Origin of the sequence: Geopsychrobacter electrodiphilus DSM 16401, from assembly GCF_000384395.1 — a bacterium.
GTDB classification, from domain to species: Bacteria; Desulfobacterota; Desulfuromonadia; order Desulfuromonadales; family Geopsychrobacteraceae; genus Geopsychrobacter; species Geopsychrobacter electrodiphilus.
Genome location: NZ_ARWE01000001.1, coordinates 3,906,733 through 3,929,685 on the forward strand (window position 1 = coordinate 3,906,733; position 22,953 = coordinate 3,929,685).

Annotated in this window: 17 protein-coding genes, 1 tRNA gene and 1 pseudogene; 4 read left to right on the plus strand and 15 right to left on the minus strand. The window is 51.9% G+C overall.

Annotation, left to right across the window (positions count from 1 at the left end; genetic code table 11):
* Nucleotides 1-209: 209 nt before the first annotated feature.
* The 5 genes from narI to D888_RS0118470 all read right to left on the minus strand — a co-directional run bounded on the left by narI (nt 210) and on the right by D888_RS0118470 (nt 7,695).
* Nucleotides 210-887 carry a respiratory nitrate reductase subunit gamma gene (gene narI, locus D888_RS0118450; RefSeq protein ID WP_020678053.1) on the minus strand — a complete coding sequence of 226 codons (678 nt, stop codon included), beginning with the start codon at nt 885-887 and terminating at the stop codon, nt 210-212.
* Entirely contained in the window at nt 880-1,443 is a 564-nt protein-coding gene (gene narJ / locus D888_RS0118455; protein WP_020678054.1) for a nitrate reductase molybdenum cofactor assembly chaperone, read from the minus strand. Before narJ ends, narI begins: the two co-directional genes overlap by 8 nt.
* A 2-nt stretch (nt 1,444-1,445) precedes the next feature.
* Nucleotides 1,446-2,933 carry a nitrate reductase subunit beta gene (gene narH, locus D888_RS0118460; RefSeq protein WP_020678055.1) on the minus strand — a complete coding sequence of 496 codons (1,488 nt, stop codon included), beginning with the start codon at nt 2,931-2,933 and terminating at the stop codon, nt 1,446-1,448.
* Between the two features lie 233 nt (nt 2,934-3,166).
* The gene (locus D888_RS0118465) at nt 3,167-6,790 is read right to left on the minus strand and encodes a nitrate reductase subunit alpha (RefSeq protein WP_020678056.1); all 3,624 of its coding nucleotides are present in this window, start codon (nt 6,788-6,790) and stop codon (nt 3,167-3,169) included.
* Between the two features lie 2 nt (nt 6,791-6,792).
* Nucleotides 6,793-7,695, minus strand: coding sequence for a c-type cytochrome (locus D888_RS0118470; protein ID WP_020678057.1), 903 nt, complete (start codon nt 7,693-7,695; stop codon nt 6,793-6,795).
* Between the two features lie 893 nt (nt 7,696-8,588).
* Between D888_RS0118470 and D888_RS0118480 the strand changes: the two genes are divergently transcribed.
* Both D888_RS0118480 and msrA read left to right on the plus strand, forming a co-directional pair.
* On the plus strand, nt 8,589-8,855 hold the full coding sequence (locus tag D888_RS0118480; protein WP_020678058.1) for a hypothetical protein: 267 nt from the start codon (nt 8,589-8,591) through the stop codon (nt 8,853-8,855).
* A 180-nt stretch (nt 8,856-9,035) separates the two neighbouring features.
* On the plus strand, nt 9,036-9,542 hold the full coding sequence (gene msrA / locus D888_RS0118485; protein WP_026362489.1) for a peptide-methionine (S)-S-oxide reductase MsrA: 507 nt from the start codon (nt 9,036-9,038) through the stop codon (nt 9,540-9,542).
* 220 nt (nt 9,543-9,762) lie between these two features.
* Here msrA and D888_RS0118490 read toward each other — a convergent pair whose 3' ends face one another.
* The gene (locus D888_RS0118490) at nt 9,763-10,599 is read right to left on the minus strand and encodes an FTR1 family iron permease (protein WP_020678060.1); all 837 of its coding nucleotides are present in this window, start codon (nt 10,597-10,599) and stop codon (nt 9,763-9,765) included.
* A gap of 213 nt (nt 10,600-10,812) precedes the next feature.
* Here D888_RS0118490 and D888_RS0118495 point away from each other — a divergent pair, with 213 nt between their 5' ends.
* Entirely contained in the window at nt 10,813-11,679 is an 867-nt protein-coding gene (locus D888_RS0118495) for a hypothetical protein (protein ID WP_020678061.1), read from the plus strand.
* Between the two features lie 208 nt (nt 11,680-11,887).
* Here D888_RS0118495 and D888_RS23815 read toward each other — a convergent pair.
* Nucleotides 11,888-12,355 (minus strand): annotated as a pseudogene (locus D888_RS23815) (magnesium chelatase subunit ChlI family protein); the annotation flags it as partial.
* Between the two features lie 14 nt (nt 12,356-12,369).
* Here D888_RS23815 and D888_RS0118510 point away from each other — a divergent pair.
* Entirely contained in the window at nt 12,370-12,834 is a 465-nt protein-coding gene (locus D888_RS0118510) for a helix-turn-helix domain-containing protein (protein ID WP_020678064.1), read from the plus strand.
* A gap of 1,278 nt (nt 12,835-14,112) precedes the next feature.
* Here the strand turns inward: D888_RS0118510 and D888_RS0118535 are convergent.
* The 8 genes from D888_RS0118535 to D888_RS0118570 all read right to left on the minus strand — a co-directional run bounded on the left by D888_RS0118535 (nt 14,113) and on the right by D888_RS0118570 (nt 22,920).
* The gene (locus tag D888_RS0118535) at nt 14,113-14,589 is read right to left on the minus strand and encodes a PIN domain-containing protein (RefSeq protein WP_483788269.1); all 477 of its coding nucleotides are present in this window, start codon (nt 14,587-14,589) and stop codon (nt 14,113-14,115) included.
* Nucleotides 14,590-14,594: 5 nt separating this feature from the next.
* The gene (locus tag D888_RS0118540; RefSeq protein ID WP_020678070.1) at nt 14,595-15,665 is read right to left on the minus strand and encodes an XRE family transcriptional regulator; all 1,071 of its coding nucleotides are present in this window, start codon (nt 15,663-15,665) and stop codon (nt 14,595-14,597) included.
* A 514-nt stretch (nt 15,666-16,179) separates the two neighbouring features.
* Nucleotides 16,180-16,749 carry a hypothetical protein gene (locus D888_RS0118545; protein ID WP_020678071.1) on the minus strand — a complete coding sequence of 190 codons (570 nt, stop codon included), beginning with the start codon at nt 16,747-16,749 and terminating at the stop codon, nt 16,180-16,182.
* Entirely contained in the window at nt 16,749-18,407 is a 1,659-nt protein-coding gene (locus D888_RS0118550) for a DEAD/DEAH box helicase family protein (protein ID WP_020678072.1), read from the minus strand. The genes D888_RS0118545 and D888_RS0118550 overlap by 1 nt, the downstream gene beginning before the upstream one ends.
* Complete coding sequence (locus tag D888_RS0118555) at nt 18,404-20,791, minus strand: ATP-binding protein (RefSeq protein ID WP_020678073.1); 2,388 nt, start codon at nt 20,789-20,791, stop codon at nt 18,404-18,406. Before D888_RS0118555 ends, D888_RS0118550 begins: the two co-directional genes overlap by 4 nt.
* Nucleotides 20,792-20,803: 12 nt before the next feature.
* Nucleotides 20,804-21,841 carry a DNA cytosine methyltransferase gene (locus D888_RS0118560; RefSeq protein WP_020678074.1) on the minus strand — a complete coding sequence of 346 codons (1,038 nt, stop codon included), beginning with the start codon at nt 21,839-21,841 and terminating at the stop codon, nt 20,804-20,806.
* A 2-nt stretch (nt 21,842-21,843) separates the two neighbouring features.
* Complete coding sequence (locus D888_RS24935) at nt 21,844-22,278, minus strand: very short patch repair endonuclease (protein WP_342666809.1); 435 nt, start codon at nt 22,276-22,278, stop codon at nt 21,844-21,846.
* A 553-nt stretch (nt 22,279-22,831) separates the two neighbouring features.
* A tRNA-Arg gene (locus tag D888_RS0118570) sits at nt 22,832-22,920 on the minus strand.
* Nucleotides 22,921-22,953: the final 33 nt, after the last annotated feature.

Genomic DNA, 22,953 nt, shown 5'->3' on the forward strand with positions numbered 1-22,953 from the left:
CGATCGGCCCCCATTTGAAGACCTGGTTATCGGCCAGAAATGTTATCGGCGCGCCATTGAACATCCATGCGGCAAAGCAGACAGTAAATGCCAGAGTGTTAACAGTATTTTGTGTGATGTGGCCGTCGCCTTTTGTCTCATCACAAAAGAAACCTTTTGGTCTTATTTCAGGGTAAGTGGGAGCCTCATTCGCCCGAGTAAAATTACCTTCAGCTGCTACGGCGCTGGCGATACCAGATCACCACCTGATAGGGGCGACCCAGGTAGCCGAGCGGGATGCTGACCACGTGCACCAGGCGCGAAAAGGGGAAGATCGCGACCAGGAAGAAGGCATTGACCGCATGCAACTGGACGACCCACGGCATGTTCGTCAGATAGCTGATTTGCGGATCAAGTTTGACCAGCGACCAGAGCCAGGGTGAAATCGTGTGGACATACCAAGCCCCGCCCCAGCGCAGGTTGATGGCAATGTACACGCCTGCTGCGACCTGCAGTAGCAGTGAAGCAAGCAGTACCCAGTCGATCCGGCTGGTCACAGCGTTAACGCGCGGGTTGATGACGCGACGGAAGATCAGGATCACTAGCGCAATCAGGGTGGTGATGCCGAGCGCCATGCCGGTGATTTCGAGCAGGACCAGACGTGCCGGCGAACCGAGCAGTGCGCCCCAACCGGCCGGGACCAGAAAGGCCAGAAAATGCGCGATCAGGATCAACAGGATCGCATAGTGCCAGGGGAGCGAGCCCCAGAAAAGCGCTTTGCTCTCCAAAAATTGTGAAGACTGTGACGACCAGGAGTAACGGTCGATGGTATAGCGATAGATACCGACCCCGATCGCCAGAGCCATTGCGACATAGGGGAATACGCCGAACAGGATCAGATCAGCCATGGGATAACTCCTTTTGCGGTGCGCTTTCAGGCAGTTCAATTGCAACAAGGTTGGTCAGATAGGTCTGCAGGGACACCAGCAACTGGCGATAGGGATGCGCTTGATTCTCGATCCCCTGAATAATCTTTTCCAGCGCCGGCAGCAGCGCATCGCTGATGATCTCGCTATTCCCTTGTGGGTCGGGGACTGTGCCAATGAAGCGCAGCATGACACTCAGGTGGTCGGGCAGCTCACCCTCTGACGAAAAATTATGTTGATTGTAAATCTCCTGCAGCTTCATCAGAAACATGGTGCGGGCCTGACTTTCACCGCACAGCTGATAACCGATGTAGGGGAAGCTAATCGCCTGCAGGTCGAAAGCGGAGGTGTAGAGCTCTTCGATCTGCGGTAATTCCTGTTGTTCGAGAAAGTTGATAAAATTTGCAAACGCCATCGCAGCCTGCGGGTCACACTGTTTCAGCTGCTTGTAACAATCGGCAGCTGCCATTTTGACCTGCGCATTCGGATAGCTCAGCAGTCTGCTGAAGGAAAGGCAGAGTTCCAGGTTCGTCGGCATAATCACCACCTTCTCTTCGGCGCTTTGCGGCTGCCGAAGCCCATCGACTGCTTGTACTCTTCGGGATCCATCCCCGCTTCAACCGCCTGCTCGCGCAGCATTGGCGGCACCTGAATCCGTTCCTTGATGCGGGTCAGACTGGTCATGCGGTAGATGGCGTCGAGCGCAGCCTCGTCGAGTCCGGCCAGTTCCCGCGCCTTGACGACCTCGGCTTCGGCCATGTCGCCAACGGTTTCGGCCCGGCGCTGGATACGCACCGCGATCAGGCGGCGATAGACCGCCTTGACCTCTTCTTCGTTGCCACCGGAAAAGAGCCCGGCCAGGTACATCAGCGGCAGGCGGGCCTGCTCGAGGCTGGTGAAGAAGTCATCGGCTAGTTTCTGGGTCCCCTGATGTTCGGTCGAGAGCACCGGCAACAACGGTGGCACGTAGAAGAGCATCGGCAGGGTGCGGAACTCGGGGTGGAGCGGCAGGGCGATCCCCCACTCCTTGACGAACTTGTAGACTGGCGAAGCCTGGGCAGCCTTGATGATCTGCTCGGCCATTCCCTCTTTGCGCACTGCGGCGAGCACCTGCGGGTCAAAGGGGTCAAGGATCATCTCGCGCTGGGCGGCGGCCAGTTCACCATCGGCCTTCATCGCGGTTTCTTCGATTTTGTCGGCATCGTAGAGCAGCACGCCGAGGTAGCGGATCCGTCCGACGCAGGAGTGGAAACAGGCCGGGGCTTCACCCGCCTCCTGACGCGGGAAGCAGAGGATACATTTCTCGGACTTGCCGCTGCTCCAGCCGTAATAGGTTTTCTTGTAGGGACAGGCCGAGACGCACATCCGCCAGCCACGGCATTTGTCCTGGTTGATTAGTACAATGCCGTCCTCGCCGCGTTTGTAGATTGCGCCCGAGGGGCAACTAGCGACGCAGGCCGGGTTGCTGCAGTGGTTGCAGATGCGCGGCAGGTGGAACATCACCATCTTTTCGATGGCGAACAGCTGCTGTTGCTGTTCCTCGCTCAGCTCGATGACGCCGGGGTCGTTCGCGGCGTAGACCGTCGAACCGGAGAGGTCATCGTCCCAGTTGGGACCGGCTTCGATATTTATCGGTTTGCCGCTGACCATTGAGACCGCGCGAGCGGTCGGCTGATCGGTCCCCGCCGGAGCATTGGTCAGATCGGCGTATTTGTAGGTGAACGGTTCGTAGTAGTCGTCCATGGTCGGCAGGTCGGGGTTGTGAAAAATCTTACCGATGGTCGCGGCTTTGCCACCCTGCTTCAGCCGTAGTTGGCTGCCGACCCGCTCCCAGCCGCCGTTGTACTTCTCCTGGTCTTCCCATTTGGTCGGGTAGCCGGTACCGGGCTTGGTTTCGACATTGTTCCACCACATGTATTCATTGCCGCGGCGGTCGGTCCACAGGTTCTTGCAGGCGATGCTGCAGGTGTGGCAACCGATGCACTTGTCGAGGTGAAATACCGATGAGACCTGTGCGCGAATATCCATAAAATCTCTCCCTGGTCTAGGAACCTGTCTGGCTTAACAAGAACCTACTGCGAAACCGGTTTTTCGGCCCTTATCTCCGCCAATTTTCGACAAATAGCGGTGCTATTCGCTCTCAAATTCCCGAAAATAAGGACTCGAAAATCCAATTTCTCGCTACGGTTCGTCAAACCAGTCAGGCTCCTGCCAATCAGTTAACTTTTCTGTTTTCAACCCTTGTCGCAAAAATCAGTCTCTTACCACTGTGGTTCACCATCCAGCTTGCGCACCATGATGTAGGTGTCGCGGTTGGCGCCGGGCGGTCCCCAGTAGTTCCAGGCGAAAGTGAACTGACCGTAGCCGCCGAGCATCAGGTTCGGTTTGAGGCGGATGCGGTTCAAGCTGTTGTGCCCGCCGGCGCGCTTGTTGCCGCGGCGTGCGGTCTTGGGGACGTCGATGGTGCGTTCCGTGGCGTGATAGAGGAACGAGATGCCGCGCGGCAGGCGCGAGCTGACGATGGCACGGGTTACTACCACGCCGTGGTCGTTGTAGACCTCGACCCAGTCGTTGTCGAAGACGCCGATCTGTTCCGCATCCTGATCGTTGATCCAGAAGGGGTGGCAGCCGCGTGACAGAGTCAGCATGCGGTGGTTGTCGGTGTAGGTGCTGTGGATCCCCCACTTGCCGTGCGGGGTCAGGTAGTTGAGCATGATGCTCTTCTTCTCGCCAGTATCTGTGGCCAGAAAATCCTGCAACGTGCCATGGTCCGGCTTCGGCTTGTAGGTCGGCAGATGTTCGCCGGCGGCGATATACCCCTGATGGTCCAGGTAGAAATGCTGACGGCCGGTCAGGGTACGCCAGGGAATCAGCTTCTCGACATTGAGACAGTAGGCCGAATAGGCGCGGCCGTTGTCGGTCAGGCCGCTCCAGATCGGGCTGTTCAAGAGACGGCGAGGTTGGGCGGCCAGATCGGCGAAGGTGGTGCGCACCCCGCGAGTGGCTTCAGCCAGGTCGGTCAGCGGCAGGCCGACTTTCTTCTCCTCGGCGGCGAAGGCGCGGAAGGCCATCTCGCCGTTGGTCTCGGGGGCGAGCTTGAGAATGATCTCGGCTGCGTCACGGGCGTCGACCAGGGTCGGATAAGTCTTGCCGTCCCAGGTATGGGTTTTGTCACCTGCGACCATCTCGTCGTAGTAATCCTCGACTGACCAGGAGAGACCATGGGCTCCTATCCCTTTTCTGGCCTCGGGACCCAGGGAGATGAAGCGGTTGTAAAGGTTCTTGTAGTCACGTTCAACCACCACCAGGCCGGGCATGGTCTTGCCGGGGATCGGTTCGCATTCCCCCTTGTACCAGTCCTTGATTTCAAACTGGGCCATCTCGGCCGGGGTGTCATGCTGCAACGGGACCGAGACGATCTCGCGGATCGGCTCGGGAAGATGGGTTTCGGCTAAGTGACTGACTTTTTTGGCCAGCCCCTTGAAGATGTCCCAGTCGCTCTTCGATTCCCAGCAGGGGGGCACCGCCGCCTGCAGCGGGTGGATGAAGGAGTGCATGTCGGTGGTGTTGAGGTCGTCCTTCTCGTACCAGGTCGCGGTCGGCAGCACGATATCGGAATAGAGCGCCGAGGTGTCCATGCGGAAGTTGATATCGACGACCAGGTCGAGTTTCCCCTGGGGCGCTTCCTTGTGCCACTCGACTTCCTTGACGAACTCTTCGGCGGTCTCGGGCGCGATGCTGTTGTTATGAGTTCCGAGGTAATGTTTGAGGAAATACTCATGCCCCTTGGCGCTCGACATCAGCGCGTTGCCGCGCCAGATGATCCACAGCCGTGGCCAGTTCTCGGGGGCATCAGGGTCTTCAATGGCAAACTTCATCTTCTTGTCGGCCAGCTGCTTAACCGTCCAGTCGACTATCTCCTGATTATTTTTGGCCCCGGCGGCTTCAGCCTGTTTGACCGCTTCGATGGGGCTGCGGTCGAACTGCGGATAGAAGGGGAGCCAGCCATTACGCACCGCACGAACCTGATGATCCATGGTGTGCCCGCCGGTGATCTGGTTCTCTTCGGCGACCGGGTTGATGCGCGCCTCGTCGGAGGTGCGCTCGTAGCGCCACTGGTCGGTATGTACATAATGGTAAGAGGGAGCGTTCTGGAAGCGCGGCGGCTTGGCCCAGTCGAGGGCGCCCATGATCGTCGCCCAGGGGGCGGCCGGGGCGAGTTTCTCCTGGCCGACGTAATGATTGAGGCCTCCACCATTCTTACCGACACAGCCACAGAGCATCAGGGCCGAGATCCCGGAGCGATAGATCAGGTTGGAGTGGTACCAGTGGTTGACACCGGAACCGATGATGATCGAACACTTACCGCCGGTCTTCTCGGCGGTCGAGGCCCATTCGCGTGCAAACTGGATAACGTTGGTGCGGTCGATGCCGGTATATTTCTCCTGCCAGGCCGGGGTGTAGACCTCGTTTTCGGCATCGTAATCTGCAGGATAAGCCCCTGCGAGTCCACGATTGACACCGAACTGGGCCATCAGCAGATCAAAGACGGTGGTGACGGCTACTTTGCCATGGGCGGTTTCGAGATATCGTACCGGCACGCCGCGCTCGACCCTCTGGTCGGCGGAAAAATCATCGAAAGCGACTTGGATTACCGCGTCATTTTCATCCAGCAGCGAGAGCGCGGGAGAGAGGTCGGAACCGTCCTGGCCATCCTTCATTTGCAGGTTCCACTCCCCCTTCTTCTCCTGCCAGCGGAAGCCGAGGGTGCCGAGCGGCATGCGCGGCGTCTGACTGGTTTCATCCCAGACCAGATACTTGAAGTTGCCGTTCTCCTCTGTGCTGTAGCGCTCCAGCTCACCGGCGCGGGCCATGCGCCCGGCGCGGTAGACGCCGTCCTTCTGTTCAAGCTCGATCAGGAAGGGAGTGTCGCTGTAACGCTTCAGGTAATCGAGGAAAAAGGGTGTTTTGGCCTGATGGTGGAACTCGCTGAGGATGACATGATTGACCGCCATCCAGAAGGCGCCGTCCTGCCCGGCATGGGCAGGAATCCACCAGTCGGCGTGCTTGGAGGTGATATTGAAATCGGGGGAGAGCACGGTGACCTTGGAGCCATTATGGCGGGCCTCGGTTAAATAATGGGCGTCCGGGGTGCGGGTCATATCGACATTGGACCCCATGACCGCGATATATTTGCTGTTGTACCAGTCGGCACTCTCGGCGACGTCGGTCTGCTCGCCCCAGACTTCAGGCGAGGCATTCGGCAGGTCACAGTACCAGTCGTAGAAACTCAGGTTGGCACCGCCCATCAACTGCATGAAGCGTGTACCGCTGGCGAAGCTGAGCATCGACATGGCCGGGATCGGCGAGAAGCCAACCAGCCGGTCGGCGCCGAATCTCTTGATGGTGTAGATCGAGGAGGCGGCGATCATTTCTTCCGATTCGTCCCAGCTGACCCGCCGGAAGCCGCCTTTGCCACGCGCCTGCTGATAGCTTTTACGCTTGGCTGCGTCCTCCATGATCGAGGCCCAGGCAAGAACCGGATCTCCATGCTCGGCCTTTGCGGCACGCCAGAGATCGGCGAGGACCCCGCGCATGTAGGGATATTTGATCCGCAACGGGCTGTAGAGGTACCAGGAGAAGGAGATGCCGCGCTGGCAACCACGTGGCTCATAAGGGGGGAGCCCCGGCTCGAGTTCGGGGTAGTCGGTTGCCTGCATTTCCCAGCCGACAATGCCGTCCTTGACATGCACGTTCCAGGAGCAACCGCCGGTGCAATTGACGCCGTGAGTGCTGCGCACCACCTTGTCGCACTGGTTGCGGTTGCGGTAGAACTCTTCCCAGGCACGCGATTTCGGGTCGATAATATCCTTGATCCAGCTCATGATCACATACCTCGCTGTTTTCTGACTTGATCAATTAATGGCTGACGCACCCCCTTGAGACGGCGTAGTCCCAAAAGAGCCACGATGGCAAAGACGATGACGACCCCGAGCAGAATCAACCCGGCCAGCGATTTTGCCGGCGGGGCCTGTTGTGCTGCGGTCTGGGCGAAAAATGCCGTCAGATCGAGACGCTCTTCTGCGGTCAGGGGACGAGAGGCGTAGATGGGCTCCATGCTCGGAAAGGGCAGAGTTTCGAGTACCGACAACACCCCTTCTTCACCATAATCTGCGTAGAGGTTGGAAAGGTCGGGGCCATAACTGGCGGCTCCTGCTGAACCGAATCCGCTCAGGGCGTGGCAGGCGATGCAGGGGGAACCGCCGTTCGTCATTGCTAGTGAACCACTATAAAGTTGCCCTCCGCGCGCGGCATTGCCAATTGCTTCAGTGGCGGGCTCCTGGGCATGGTGCGCAGCCTCTTCTGGGTGGGCAAAGTAGATCAGCAGGGCTTCCACCTGATCACTTTTAAGCCGCAGGGTGGGCATCAGCAGATTGTTGAACTTGGCCAGCAATTGCACGGCAATTGGATCACCGTTGGCGACCATTTTGCCCGGATTTCCGATGAAATTAATCAGCCACTCCCGGTTACGGCGCTCGGTTACCCCGGCCAGATCTGGGCCGGTTTGACGGTCCCCTTCGCCGAGACTGTGGCAGCCCATGCATTTCAGTCGGTACAGGTTCTCACCCTCTTCCGCCAGTTTTGTCAGGGTTGCACCTGTCGGCTGGCTGAAGGCCGGACCGACGAGCAGTAACCCCATCAGGATGGTGACTCCGGATACGAGCAAGAATCGAAACGCTCGCGCCAAGCCGAGTCGGTTGAGATCGGCTCTCCAGCTTTTTGTATTCATGCGTTCTCTCCTTAAAGGACATCTGCTGCGAGGTGTGAAATTATAAATACGGGTGATCTTCTACATAAAAATTATTAGTTTTTTGACTAAGCTAAGCAGAACAGGTTTTACGGAACTGTCAAGCATCGAAGGGTCTGTATGAATGGCCAAAATCTGGGCTTTGGTGACCCTCGAATTCAACAAATCAACATATTATGATCAGCTTTTGACACTGGTAAAGCGATAACACGACAGCAGGGGCTAACGTGCAATAAATTAACACCAAAAAACACAATCAGGGCATCGATTTCAGCCTTAATGATATCCTCAAAATAACAACAGAAAAAAGTGTATAGTTTGTTTTGACAAAGAGTCTGAGAGAAGTGAAGAACTTAAAAATACGGTAGGGGGATGAGCATGCCTTATACTGAAAGTTTAGGTATTTTAAGAGCGATATTGGTAGGATTGACAGTTGAATGCCAGAGGGGTGGTAATCCAGAGTCTTGTCCATTGTTTGAGAAGAGAAGATTGTCATATCCTGACAAGATCATGTGGACAAAGTCCCTTCCCCGCGAGGAGGTTCTTAGTATCTATTTAGCCCACCTCGACTGTCTGCATGCCAACGTTTCTACACTGTCCGGTTTTTAGTACCGGAAGAAATGTGAGATAGACCTGTAATGGTGGACATCATTACGTTAGTCATGCGACACGCGTCGACTGAAGTAGTGTTTTACCCTTCCTCTTATTGTGTTGCAATCGACGAACTAAGCACATTTTTTTGGAGAGGGTGAAATCAGATAACCCTGTTGATGTGATAAAATGGGAATCAATCGCCTGAAAGTCCGCTCAGGATAACCCCACCATTTCACGTCCCGTCTGGTCCCTGGAATGGAGAAGAGTTGAGGAGGCACACTGTGGATATAGAAATGGCAATGCTTGATCCCGACAGCGCATTTACTTCTCCAGACGACGTATTTGCCGAGCAGTCTCTGACGCGGGAGCAAAAAATTAAAATTTTGCGCCGCTGGGAGTACGATGCACGTGAGTTGGAAGTAGCTGAAGAAGAAAATATGGGTGGTGGGCCACCTAACAAACTGGATGAAATTTTAAAGTTTTTACATCGCCTTGATGCAGAGATCGATGTCGATCATTCCCCACCGACAAAGCAAGGTGGTGAGTAGCTGGTTAGAAAATCAATTCAAGGGTTCTGAACACTTCTGTTTCATCTTAAATGCCTTACAACTCACTAAAAATGGGATAATCTCTATCAGTATTCTAAATGATTGCTACTGGGGCATTTATCGAGATGCTTTGAAAGCGACGGTATACGGTGACAATCTTGCCCAAGTGGAGAATGAATGATGACACAGGAACGCGCAGTGCTTGCTGGTGGCTGCTTTTGGGGTATGCAGGATCTGATACGTAAGCTGCCAGGGGTTGAGGCCACCCGAGTGGGCTACACAGGTGGTGACGTGCCCAACGCCACCTACCGAAACCACGGAACGCATGCCGAGGGTATCGAGATTCTGTTCGATCCAGACAGGGTCTCGTACCGCCGACTGTTGGAGTATTTCTTTCAGATCCACGACCCCACAACTCTAAATGCTCAGGGTAATGACCAGGGCACGTCCTACCGTTCAGTGATCTATTATGTCAGCGAAGCGCAGAAACAAACGGCTCTAGAAACGATTGCCGATGTCGACGCTTCGGGTCTGTGGCCTGATAAGGTCATCACGCAGATCGAGCCCGTCGGTTCTTTCTGGGAGGCGGAACCCGAGCACCAAGACTACCTGGAGCGTTTACCTCAAGGCTACACCTGCCATTTTCCGCGCCCAGGTTGGGTGTTGCCCCGACGAGCGCCGAAGTGACAGCCTGTGTATGAGGAATTGGCAAAAGTGACCGGTTCGAACGAACTGGGTCTTTGTTCTCTGAAAAGTCACCATGAATAGAGCGCCAAACGCCCACGATTCTGTAACCGTGGGCGTTTCCTGTGATGCTCTACCTATATGAACACTTTTTGCTGGAATGCAGGGCCTGAAAGAATGACCACCATAAATGACCGTTGAGGCAGTGCCTGGGTTTGAGCTTTCAACATCTGCTGCATCTTTTTTTTGTTGCCAGGAGCCATATGCCACAGGCCGTCATGAGATAAAACATATAGGTGACTACTTCAAGCAGGGTTGGGTTGCCATTGTACCCGAACAGACTCTTGAATATGCTACCGATACTGCCTTGCTCATGCATCACAGAATAGACACCATCAATGATGACCGGGTTGATATCCCAGACATGTTCAATCATTACGGGCAATATCCCTGCTTCTTGAAATTCATGAACACCATGTGCAAACAGACCGGAAGCAAACAAAATAAGAAGGGCACTTGAAAGGTTGAAAACAGTTTTTAACTTCAACTTGAGAGAACCTTGGAAAAAACACCAACCAAGGAAAGACGCCAGGACGATACCAAGGATGGCACCGCTGAGAAGGCTTGTGTCGCTCACAATACTTACACTGCTCAAGAAAAGAACCGTTTCAATGCCTTCCCGCAGTACCGAGAAGAAAACAAGCAAAAAGAGGGCGATCTTGCTGGAATCCTCTACCTCAATAGCTGTAGCAACACTACTCTCAAGCTCGTGCGCTGAGTTCTTGAACATCATCCATAAAATCATGGTAGTTAGAAGTAACCCGGCAATGATCATGGTCGTGCCTTCAAAAATCTGTTCGGCCTTCCCGACAAAACCACCAGCAAGTATCTGGAAAAGATAGGCCCCCAAAATACTCACGACAATTCCAGCAACACAGCCTTTTACCAACGTGGGCAATAGGGACCTGTTATGGCTTTTGATGAGATAGCTCCAGATAATACCTAAAACTAGGGCCACTTCCAGAGTTTCGCGAAATGTAATCATAAAACTTGCAATCATTTAAAAACCTAACGTTAAGGAAGATTAAACTCATTTCACTGACAGAGTAAGGAACGCCCCATTTTTATTGGGCGACTAATATGTTCATCCGATAGACAGAAGGGGGGAATATTAGCAATACAGAGAAAATTATGGATTAGTTGACAATACCTTCCTAAGCGTCTTAAGGGCGAGATGTCGTTTTGAAAAGTTCACCTATTTCGGTTGGCAACTATGATATTTCAGAACAAAAAACTTAATCACCTTCTGCTGGGCTCGTTGATTGTCGCTCTAGCTTTGCCTTTAATTAACATTATTCTTATTTATCCCCATTTTAGTGATCTCCTCGTTAGCAATGTTGAAGAATCGGCAATTCGTTTTGCGCAACATATAGAACGTGACCTTTTGGATAATGGCAATTGGTCTTTTAGTCTGTCGAGTGAAGAGCCAACCAGCAAAGGCAAAGATTTAATTGCCTCGTATATGGCTGATTTTGGCCTGAGAAAAATTAAAATGTTCTCGGAGAAGGGCATGACAATTTTTTCGACAGATACCTCAGATATTGGGAAGCTCAATGACCATGCCTATTTCCATGAATCTGTTGCCAAGGGGCAACTGTTTTCCAAGGTCGTAAAGAAAAAATCCAAATCACTGGAAGGGCAAACATATCAGGATGATGTTGTAGAAGTTTATGTCCCTTCAATGGCAGATAATAAATTTTCCGGAGCTTTTGAACTTTATTATAATATTACGCCTCAAATGACACATCTCGATCTTCTGATATGGTTCGCGTCAATCCTACCCTTTGCCGTTTCTGGAATTCTTCTGCTGGCTTTGTATTGGGGGATAAGAAATCTTGACAAGAGTATGATTGCCAAGGCAAAAGCCGAGGCGGAAATAAAGGTTTTACAGGGGATCATTCCCATATGCAGCTATTGCAAAGAAATCCGTGATGACCAAGGATACTGGAATAAACTTGAAAATTTTATCGCTGAGCATTCCGAAGCGGAATTCAGCCATGGGATTTGCGACAAATGTATCCAAGTGCATTATGGGGAGGAGATGGCTAAAAAGGTTCTTTCAAAGAGATCTCAAAAGTAATTGTCATTTAAAACCAATCCCAGGAATCACCATTTACAGAACAAAATAAGCCTCAGCCTGTGTATGCGGGCCGAGGCTTTCTCATAAGTTGGGTCAGATCACATGGGGATCCTGCTTCACCTAAGGATAAATTACACAGATCAGGAGTTTACTTTTGACGGAAAAGTTTGAAGTAACTTCAAATTCATGAAGGGCAAAGTTTTGAGTCTCAAAAGGTTTTCCGATCCAGCCCCCGATACTGAATCGCCTCAGCCAGATGCATCTGGCATATATTCTCTTCTCCTGCGAGATCAGCAATAGTTCGTGCCACCTTGAGAATCCGGCTGTAACTACGAGCCGACATACCGAGTTTATCGACCACCATCTCCAGCAATTTTTACCCTGCCTCATTGAGAGAGCAGAATTTGCGGATATGCCTTGCTGCCATAGCTGAATTCGCATGCAGGCCATAAGCCGCAAGACGTTCCCGCTGGATGACCCGGGCCTTTTCCACCCTGGCACGAATGGTCGCAGAAGATTCGCCATCCACTGGATCAGCCAAATCCTTATGAGGCACACGTGGAACCTCGATATGCAGGTCGATTCTATCCAGTAATGGACCGGAAAGCCGCTGCCGATAACGTTGGATATCATGTGGTGCGCAAGTACATAAGTTATTGAAATCACCGAGGAATCCGCACTTACAGGGATGTGGACCCCTTTACCAACAATTTCAGGCTTGATCAAACAGCCGGAAAAATTGAAATTCCATTGACAATCCGGACACTTGAAGAATTTATCTGCGAACCAGTCACCCTCGGAGACCACTTGCGACGACGCAGAATTGAACTTGGACTGTACCAAAAAGATGTTGCCGCCAGGCTCGGAGTTACAGCCCCGACAGTCTGGAACTGGGAGAACAGAGGATCGGTTGATCTTCGATTCATTCCCAGGGTTATTGCGTTCCTTGGCTATAGTCCTATCTCCCAACCAGATGATCTGCTGGGAAAACTAACTTGGTACAAACAGGTTAACGGCCTGACCCTGGAACAACTCGGTGTCGAAATGGGACGAGATCCGGAGCAGTTGGCTGATTGGCTAAGCGGAAGACATAGCCCCTGCCGGAGAAATCGAGAAGGCATAGAAAAGTTTTTAACCGATAGTCATGTCTATTAACACCAGCCTTTGGCGGGATTCTAGGATTCGGCACGAAAAAAAGAGCCCCTGAATTTGAATATCAGGGGCTCGTATTTGAATTTCAGAATGTTCTTAATGCACGGTGTACTCTTTCCAGGGGATGGCCCGAAAAGGGATGCTTGCTAGAAATTTCACAATATCGGACCGCTCCCCTCTGTAGCTCGGAACTCCTCTACCATCCTGAGCCATAAGAGTTATGGGCAATCCAGGGAAATGCCTTCGAAAAGCCTGTATCGCTTCCGAAGACTTTATGGACGAATCGAGGATATGCTTTTTGACGACCACTACGGCAAAGGTGGCACCCTGCTCTTTTATAACTGCTCCTTGAAACTTCATAATCTTTGATCTCCTAAAAAAGGGCCCTCCCTGGAAGGAGAGCCCTGCTTGTGGTTATTTTTCTTTCCTGACGCCTTTAAACGGCTTGTCATTCGCTTTCTGATCCATGAAGCGCCCGTCGGGGCCCCGTTTCGTCCAACGGTCATTCTGTGGATTGTAAACTTGGGAGCGGTCTCTAACTGCTCCGTTTCTATGTCCGTCGCCTTTCGGCGGGTTAGTTGCCATAATGCGTACTCCTCTCTTTTCAGAGTTTGATTTGAATGTTTTTTAGGGATTTTTCAAAATTCCCCAGGGTCTTCCGGATTTTGCTTGCACCGTCTCCCTGAAAACGGATATCTGTGCCGCACCTGCGGCAACGATAACTTTTTCCGGAAGCGAGTTCGCTCAATTTCCGGGTGAATTTGGCACTGCATTGCGGACAATCGAGATCGATTGCCATGTCGGAAAAGGAATTCATAACAACATTCCCGTTTCTCGGCATGCGCCGGGTTATTAGCTCCGAGCAATTCGGCACCGTCAAGGATGCTCAGGCTGCTCAGCGGCTTTTGTTGTCAATGAGTCTGAGATGAGATGATTTCTATGACTGGATCGTTAAGGTGAGCGCATGATTTCCTCCTTTCGGCATAAGCCTCATTTTGTGGGTTGCGATGCCGAAGGAGGTTAGGTATAGTTGCCAACACCCATTACCCGTTGGCTGATACCTCCCCCCTCCTTCAGTCATCTGGTTCTCAGAAGCCCTCGCTTGCCGGCGAAGGGCTTTTGTTTTGCACACCCTATCACGTTCCATATATCGCAGGTCAACCACAAATTCTACATGTTGTACTTGTTTGAATTTGTTGTCACTACATATTGTGTTTTTAAGTACCGTGTTTTCGGCGTCTTGTGGTTTAAGGAAAACAGTAGTGTCTCCCCCGCCCGCGCTTAACAACCCATCTGCTCCTTCAACCTATCTAGTTCAACTTTAGGCAAACGCCTTTCCATCAAAGGCCAGGTTTTAATCCAGCGACACAATTCTTCTGGTGGCAACAGGCCTCCTTGAAAAGCTTCTTGCACCACCCAAATAGCACCACGGTATTCGACACCCTCATCCTCGCAACGATTTCTTAAAGGGCGATCTCCAGAGAGAAGAACCCTGCCCTGGCTTTTCGCATAAAAAAGGCAGAGGGCGTCCGGAAAACTTAACTTTCCATTCATCATCTGCCTGGCGGGCGATGCCCATGCCATATCTGAGGTCACGATTCCAATTCCGGCCGCTTCGACTGACTCCCTCAGCCCCGGCTGGCTCTCGTGTTCACACTCACTCAGAACCACATCCAGCACTTCGGTCGGCGAGATCCGAGGGAGAACTGACACTCCGTCCACATCGAACAGGGTAATCAGTATGTTTGCGTCGGTCACCAGTATCAAGACTCATCCCCCTCTTCGAGCCAATTGTTCAATTCTCTGTGTATCTCGACCAGGGGCTTATTGAGAATCTCCGCCGCCCGGGAAGTGGTGACTTCTTCCTTGAGCAAAGCTTGGTAAACCAGTTTTTCTAGTCTGCGAAGCGTCTTAGGTGGTGGAAGAACTGGGTCCTCCTTTGTGGTCCCATACTTTTTGTCGAGAGCATCGTACTGCAGGCGTTTTTGCGAAGGAAGAATCATCCCAACCTGGTGGGCTCTGATCAGGATCGTTCTCATACTGATCTGATAACGAAGCTTCAAGTCCTGCAGAAGGGGCTCTGGTATCCACTGTTTTCTATAGCCGCGCAGTTCCTTCTCGATTACATTACGCGGCATCAGGATCGCACCGGCGAAATGGTTGGCAGTGCTTTCCTTTTCCCTGTCTTTACCAGACTGGGGTTTTCCGTATTCACGCCGATGGAAGATCAAGTGACCGAGCTCGTGCAGTGCGGTGAAATACTTCCGTTCAGTCGGGTGTTCTGCATTGACAAAGATAACACCACCAAGTTCCTCTGTGTATGCCGAAAGGCCAGATACTTCACTTGGGAGAGAATGCAAAATAACCTTGATTCCCTTCTCCTCAAGAAGAGACAGAACATCCCCCAAAGGAGCTTGCTCTACTCCTAACCAATCTCTGATTTCTCGACCCATCGCTTCGGACAATAATGGGTCGTAGCCTTCGAGGTTGTGAGAAGGAGGCAGGGCGGACAGCTCCCCGGTCATTTTTTCTACGGAAGCATAATCTTGAGATTTACGCGCAAGCAGCGCCCGCAGTTCTGGGCCAAGGCTTTCCGGGTTGTCAGCACGAAACAAAAGTGAAGTTCCGGGGTCCTCTGTTTTTTCCAAAAGGAGATCCATGGGGATGTTTAGTGCGCGAGCAAGCTTCGAAAACTGTTCCAGCGAGGGAGCGCGATCTCCTTTTTCCCAGGCAGAAATCGTTTGTCTAGTGACGCCAAGCAAGGTCCCCAATTCTTCTTGAGACAGGCTGGCCTGTTCCCGGTAAGCCCGGATTTGCTTAACTTCAGCGGCCATATGTTCTCCCCTTTCTAGCGTTGAATGTTACATACATATAACATTTACCAGAAAATCGTCTAGTTATCAAGTCGATTTTGTTAAGTAGTTTGTGGTGAGGGCACTTTGGGGGAGATTTGCTTTAGACTATCTAAAAGATCGTATATTGGAATATTGCATTCAGAGGGCATTATTATAGCCCTTCTTAACCCGGCGCAGGTCGGGAGTGTGGATCTTCGGTATGTGTCTTTTGTAGGCAGGGAATCTGATAATTTATTTTAGAGAGGTAGGTGGATAAGACGTGTATAGAAATAGGGGATTTTATCTAAAGCACTATCACTTAAATGGAGAATATAATAATACTTCAGAGAGTTAGAGGGAAAGCCCAGAGCTCGGTTAAAGAAGTTTGGCACAGTTATCTGTACGTGTTAAGAAGAATATTCCTACAAGCAAATCTGATGCAGTAAACAGGTAAATTCTACAATACAAGGGTTTCCAAAGGGCGTCTCCCTTTCGCAGACTCGGCTAAACTAGTTTAAACAAAGTGTAACTTTACACCAATAAAATTTAAGGCGGAAATAAGTTGCTCCTTGTCAGACATCGTGGTAGGACAATTTAATACCGCCAATACCAAGAGAATATGTAGCTTCGCGTCTCTAGGTGGTAGACCAGGAGCCGTTGAGATGAGTTCGAGCACCTTGCGAAGTGCCGTTTCCCACTTTAACAACGTTCCAGTTGCAGCCGCCAAAAGGTTACCATCCTCAAGCCTGAATATCAGGGGTCCTTTCTTGCTATGAATTTCGTACGCCTTTTGATTAAACAGCGCCTCTACTATTGGCTTCATTTCCTCTGGATTGGAAGGAAGGGCTCTCTCACGTTTCCGCTTCGAATATTTCTTCAGTACTCCATCCTTTATGTAAGTCCTAATTTTCTCCTTAGGTGCATACTGAGAAATTATACCTCCGACATCACAATCCTTGACCAAGTCGTCCATGAAAGCACTGTTTTCTAGCTGCGAACGGTGCAGATAGTCGAAAGCTTCGGCTTTCGCGTAAATCGTTTGCCTCACAGCGTGTCTCACGTCCTTGGGCAAGATTATCGCCATTAGAAATCCTCCGGGAACTTTAATTTTTCACTATCTCCAATGTCACTCAAGTTCGCTACGTCTGAAAGCCACGCCTCTATGAACCTTTGTCCAGCAGGGTCTGAAAAGTTGACCACTCCGTCTCGTAGAAAAAGACTTTCTGGTGTTTTGCCCTTTGCCCTGGCTTCTCTATCAAGCTCGGCGACCTCGGCCATCCGTCGGATATCGGAGACAAAATCGAGCACCACCACCTTCTCCTTGTTTGGAGAAAGCCGAAGCCCCCTACCAAGTTGCTGCACGAAGATCCTCCTAGAGTGGGTCGCACGCAGGAACACCAGCATGTTGACATCGGGGACATCGATGCCCTCATTCATAACATCGACCGCAGTCACGGCGACCAATTTACCACTTGAGAAGGCAAGCAGGCGCTTCCGTCTCTCGACCTTGTCCCTTATCGACAGGGATTCGCACTGCAACCCTCTAGCGGATAGCATGGCGGCAAATCGCTCGGCATGCTCGATTGACGGCGAAAAAATCACAATGTGCGGATTTTGAAGTTCGGACGCCACCTTCGTTATCTCGGAGATGACCGCATCGTCGCGCTGCGGAAGGAAAAGGCGTTTATTGAGGTCTCTAACACCGTGCCGCTCACGGGATAATTTCGGGATTGCAGCCCAGTCGATATTGTCGCAGTAGAGGCGGTAGTCAACCTGTGAAAGGAATCCCATGGCCATACCGTCCACGAGAGAGACTCGCGCGACTGGCTCGCCGAACAACTCGTCTATGGATTGACCGTCGCCCCGCCAAGGCGTCGCTGTCATCCCTACGAGGAACCTTGGCGCGAGGTGTTCAATACATTTTCTGAAGCCGTGTGACAGGGCGTGATGAGCCTCGTCGACGATCACGAGGTCGAATGTGCCTGGTTCAATCCCGTTAAGATAACCAACAAGGCTCTGGTAGAGGCCAAAATTTACCCCTTCGTACACCAATGGCGGCATGCCATCAAAGAAATAGCAGGTCGGCACCGACTTGCTCAGCTGTGGCCAGAAACCCTGCTCCAATTGAAGGGCAAGGTCTTGGGCATGACAAAGAACGAGAATTTTGCGGCAATCCCGGTCCCAAAGCCTCGATGCGATTTCACCCGCAATGACGGTCTTTCCTAGACCAGTGGCGACGACATATTGAACCTTGCGACCGCCCTCCTCAAAGATGCGGGCTGCCCGATCAGCAATATCGTTCTGATAGGGACGCAGGGGCCGGTTGTAGTAGTGTTTCTCAGGCCATTTACTAAGCAGCCCCTTTAGGAATATCCCGTTCCACAGCTTAACTTCAAATCCCGCCCGGACAAGCTCCGCCTGCCTCGTATGAACAATTGGAGTAAAGTCGCCGTTGGTAGCGAGGGCCGCGATATGAGCTTCGTAGGTCGACTGGGCTTGCATGACCTCCTCTAGACCTTTACGCCCGACATAGCCACCGCCGAGCACTGACTTCACTTGAACAACCCAAGATCGAGGCTGACCGTTAGCATCGCGCACTCCGACAATGTCAGCGCCCATGTCACCACTGCGACCGACAATCGCAACATCTCGCCAGCCGCAATGCCACATGGCCCTAGCCACGGCCCGCTCCATGGCACGCCAATCGGTGCCCTTAAGAATGTCCTCTGTCAGGAAACTCAATCGACTATCTCATGGGAGAGAAAGTTGATACTGTGAGCACAGCGGGACATCTCGTCCTTACTGCGTGCTGCGGCGCCCGCACCTGTTTGCGAGAGAATCCAGAGGGCGTCCTTAAGGAAGGAGAGTACTCTGTCCTTTGATTCAGCCCGTGCTCTCTCGGTTGCCTGCGGATCGCTGAGCGAGAGAGACAAATAAGGAGCCGCTAACACCTTCCCGTCGAACAAAGCCTCGGCGAAGCGGTCAACAAGTCGCAGAATAGTCTTGGATGGGACAAATCCGAGTGCGTCGAAACCCTCTTCCTCCCTAGACTGGAACTTAATTGTAAGCGGGCCATTGGATAGCGAAAGCAGAGACATTACCGTTTCCTCGGTTTCGCCATTGGACTCGTGCACACAATCAAGAACCTCCTGCTTTCGGTCGGTTAGTTTTTCCATCAACCGTTCGCGTAGCCGGTCAAAGATGCCATCAGCCTTCTCTTGAAGTGACGTTCTATCGACCCGAAGATCTTGAAGTTTACTCTGAACGAGTGCCGAGTATACCTTCCCAATGTCAGCTATTTTGTCCCTAGCTTTGAAGCGTTCGGCGAGGTAAAGACAGAGTATCTGACGAGGCTCGATAGGATACTGGTTTAGGAGGATGTCTCGTGGGTTGAATACGAAGTCGCACTCAATACCGTCCTGAAAGAACATATAAGGTACGGCGGTATCTTCGCGTAGTATCTGACCGGATGAGAGTTCCCAGACCTTGACCTGGAGAGGTGGCGTAGCTGCGTAGGCATACGGTCCGGTCCATGAGGTCAATAGCTTCGACTTTAACATTAGCGAGTCGAGAGTAGAGGTCACCGGTACTGGCTTTGCGGACGCTGGCTTTGCGGGGAGAATAGGTGCTGGTGTGGGTACGGCATGCACGGTTTCCACCGGGCCATAGTTATCTAGATTGTCAGATGGGGCAACACCAGTATCAACCTCTCCCGCAGTGCCGGCACCCCTGGTAGCCACTTCCTTGTCGGCCTCCTGGGCAGCCGTCCACCACTTGTCGTCCGTAACGTAATCGGGGTCGCTACGCCTAAAACCATCCAACAGCGTCCGGGAGGTACTCTTGTTGACATAGAGACATTTGGTGCCAGGATCCATTCGACGATAGGCGTTCGCCAACTGTCCGATCGGTGACGTATTTGGATCGTCATACCCCATTGCCTTGCGGTCTCTCGGTAGCATGGGCCCAACACCGCGCAGGGCTTCGATGGTCTCGCGCCACGATGGATCGGTCCGGTCGAAGTCATTCTTTTGATATGTTGGAAGCAGGTAGTCGACGTGGACCTCGCCGACAATGCGTCCGCCGACCGTGCTGCCGAGCTCCACAGGATACTCTAGTTTCGACGTGCCGGTCAGCGGATTATCCCAAGAGAACAGGTCCTTGTTGCTTATAAAAATCTTTCGGCCATTCCGGATAAAGTCGATACCGAAGTCGTTAGTGTCGGCGTAGCGCTGAATGCCTATCCACCCTCTAAGACGTTTCGGTCGCTCGATTAGGTGACTGGGGGGAGGGCAATCGGAAAAGTCGTCGTGGAAACGTTCTTGCTCGTCCCAAGAAAGATAAGCGTTCCTGTTAACGTCGAAAAGGGCGTTGCCAAGGTCCCTGTCAATAGAGAGAACCGCATTAACCTGACGTCCTGAGTGTGTGACACATCGGCTACTCCCCCAAATACAGTGCTGCTTGGGGGTGAGTCTCTTCCCCTGCAGGTATATCTCAACGTCAATCTCACCTAGCAAAGTCGAGTAGACATTCTCAAGCTGCCTACGTACGATAGTTTCCTGATCTCTAAGTCGGGTGTAGGTTTCGCCCTTCAGCCTGGAAACAATGACCTTGGTTCCGTGCTCGCTCGGATCCACCTTCTGTTCGGTGATTACCTTCGCAGTATAGTTCTTCGAGTTGATAAGTTCCATGAAGTCAATTTCAATACCAGTCCATTCTGTGCTTTCTGGCGTGGCCGAGAGCAGTCGTGTGTTCTCACCGAGACGCGCAGTTGATATATTGAAGCCCATCCCGAACAGACCGAGGTTATGAACAGGATCATTGCTGGAATAGCCCGCCCGTGCAGCATTCTGCAGCTGTGTGAGTTCCATGCCAAGACCGGTGTCGACTATCTCAATTGTACGTGCCGCAGCCGCGACAGCCTCGCTAGACCAAGTAACAGTAATTTTCTTCTCCGACACCTCTTTGCCAGCTCGGGCCGCCTCGGCAAAGGCGTCTATCGAGTTATCGACAAGCTCGGCTAAGCACTGCCAGGATTCAAAGGGAATTTCGCCCAAGATTCTCAAAATCCGGGGGCTCGGTGTGATATCAACCGTCTCTGGTACTCTCTCTAAAGCTTTCTCTAACACTGTCTCACCCCCCTAAAGTAAGTTTTCCATAAAGTCAGCTATCGACTTTGCGACATGATTTGCGAGCAACGGCGGGACTGCGTTTCCTATTTGTTTCATGTTCGCCGTTGTCGAGAACGGGAAGACGAAACCATCGGGAAATGTTTGCAGTCTGGCGCACTCACGGACGGTTAGTCTTCTCGGCAATTTGTAGTGAAACTGGATACGAGAGCGTGAATTAGCCCTGATCGTGTATGATGGCACCCCGGGCATACATGTCTCGTCGCCCTGACTGCGTCTGCGGCCTCTATCTTTTGCCACGGCGGCTTTGAAGTACTGGCTCTGGTTTGGCACTGTTTCATCATCAATACGTTCCAGGTCCTCGATTGCCCAGTCGATACTTCTGTGTTTCTCCTTGTGCGTTGGCACCGGCATGACAGGATGTCCCACTATGTCGTCTCTTACCCCAATAAGGAACAAACGGCTTCTGTTTTGTGGAACTCCATAATCCGGCGCGAAGAGGGGCCACATCTCGAAGCGGTATCCAGCTGATTCCAGGTCGAATAATATGGTCTTCATAACTGATCCACCATCAATTTTAGCTAAATGCGGTACGTTTTCTGCCACCACAACTTTTGGCCTGTGATAACGCATATAGTTGACCATTGCCATGTAAAGGTTGCCGCGTTCAGAATCAAGACCAACCCGAGGCCCACTTATCGAAAAATCCTGGCATGGGAATCCGCCTATCAGGACATCCGCTTCAGGGAGGTGTTCCGGTTCAGCTTCCGACAAATCTTTTACTTCGGCATGATGGCCTATATTCATCCTGTACGTATCGACAGCCCGAGGCTCAAAGTCGTAAGCAGATACAATATGGAACGGTTGCTCCGGCAGCACCTCGTCTTTGAAACGCACGCCTCCGATAAACCCCAAGTCAAGACCGCCGCAGCCTGCAAAGAAAGATAGTACTCTATGCTTGCTCTGGACCTCATCTTTACATGTTGACTGACGCAACTCGTATGTGTGCGAAGAATTATCATAAACATTTGCAGTTTCAAATGAACTCATAGTCACCCCAGAAATGATTTGATGCTTTTTTCAACCCTCAGCATGTCCTTTAATTGGCACTCCCAGATCACTAGAGAGCACCATCCTTCCGAACTTAGTTCCTCGATCTGCCGCCCATCCCTCTGCCGGTTGGTTGCAATTTTTGTCGTCCAGAACTCGATTTTCGACTTCGGAATTCGGCCAAGAGAGCATTCATGCCCATGCCAGAAACAACCATGGACGAAGATTACCTTCCTCCTCCGCATGAATACGAGGTCGGGCTTGCCTGGCAAGTCAGCTCGATGTAATCGGTACCGGTATCCCATACTGTGCACGAGTCGCCTCACCAGCATCTCAGGCTTCGTGTCTTTTGATCGAACCTTCGCCATCTGTACGCTGCGCTGCTCGGGGGTCAGATTGTCCATACACCTTAATTCTCGAACGGATGCAGTTCGCATCTGTCCTGCAGATAGAAGAATAATTCGGTTGTAAAGTACATAAACTATGTGACACTGCCTTTGCTCATCGAAGCCAGTTTGTTCAGGCGTTCGTAACCTTGGTGGTTCTTGGGGAAATGTTCCCACACTAGTTTTTTCAATGTAGCGCTCGCAGTTAGGGTCGCGCCGTAAGGGGCTATAACTCCTCGATAAACGTCATTAGTACGGTGTGAGATTAGCATAGTTTTGTGCGGCAAACTAAAATTATATCGGTCGTCACATCACTGTCTTTGTATTCATGGCACTCCATCAGCGTATTTTACGATAATGACAGAATACGGCATGGCTTTGAGCGGGAGTTTATTTTGTAACAGGCCGGGCAAAGTGCGCCACTTTTACCATCAAGGTGGACATATGAAAGGACGGGGCTAGGAGGACTGAGCGGCGGGACACATGGGGAACCGTCACTCACACGGGACATTCCAGAGACACTCAAAGACCACAGAGAGACAATTCCAGTTGGTTAAACTAAAGAGGATTTACAGCCAAGTGGCCGTAAATCCTTGATTTAGTTTGGCGCGCCACGAGAGATTCGAACTCCCGGCCTTCTGATCCGTAGTCAGATCCTCACAAAACCACCGCTAACATTCAGGTGACTGGCCCGCCTCTCGATTTATAAGGTGGTATCAACGGGAG

What these genes read in the sequence shown, in the direction of transcription:
- D888_RS0118495 (WP_020678061.1), top strand. Translation starts at nt 10,813, where the DNA reads ATGATATTTCAGAACAAAAAACTTAATCACCTTCTGCTGGGCTCGTTG.
- D888_RS24935 (WP_342666809.1), bottom strand. Translation starts at nt 22,278, where the DNA reads ATGCGAACTGCATCCGTTCGAGAATTAAGGTGTATGGACAATCTGACC.
- D888_RS0118465 (WP_020678056.1), bottom strand. Translation starts at nt 6,790, where the DNA reads ATGAGCTGGATCAAGGATATTATCGACCCGAAATCGCGTGCCTGGGAA.
- narI (WP_020678053.1), bottom strand. Translation starts at nt 887, where the DNA reads ATGGCTGATCTGATCCTGTTCGGCGTATTCCCCTATGTCGCAATGGCT.
- D888_RS0118490 (WP_020678060.1), bottom strand. Translation starts at nt 10,599, where the DNA reads ATGATTGCAAGTTTTATGATTACATTTCGCGAAACTCTGGAAGTGGCC.
- narH (WP_020678055.1), bottom strand. Translation starts at nt 2,933, where the DNA reads ATGGATATTCGCGCACAGGTCTCATCGGTATTTCACCTCGACAAGTGC.
- D888_RS0118560 (WP_020678074.1), bottom strand. Translation starts at nt 21,841, where the DNA reads ATGAGTTCATTTGAAACTGCAAATGTTTATGATAATTCTTCGCACACA.
- narJ (WP_020678054.1), bottom strand. Translation starts at nt 1,443, where the DNA reads ATGCCGACGAACCTGGAACTCTGCCTTTCCTTCAGCAGACTGCTGAGC.
- D888_RS0118540 (WP_020678070.1), bottom strand. Translation starts at nt 15,665, where the DNA reads ATGGCCGCTGAAGTTAAGCAAATCCGGGCTTACCGGGAACAGGCCAGC.
- msrA (WP_026362489.1), top strand. Translation starts at nt 9,036, where the DNA reads ATGACACAGGAACGCGCAGTGCTTGCTGGTGGCTGCTTTTGGGGTATG.
- D888_RS0118545 (WP_020678071.1), bottom strand. Translation starts at nt 16,749, where the DNA reads ATGGCGATAATCTTGCCCAAGGACGTGAGACACGCTGTGAGGCAAACG.
- D888_RS0118470 (WP_020678057.1), bottom strand. Translation starts at nt 7,695, where the DNA reads ATGAATACAAAAAGCTGGAGAGCCGATCTCAACCGACTCGGCTTGGCG.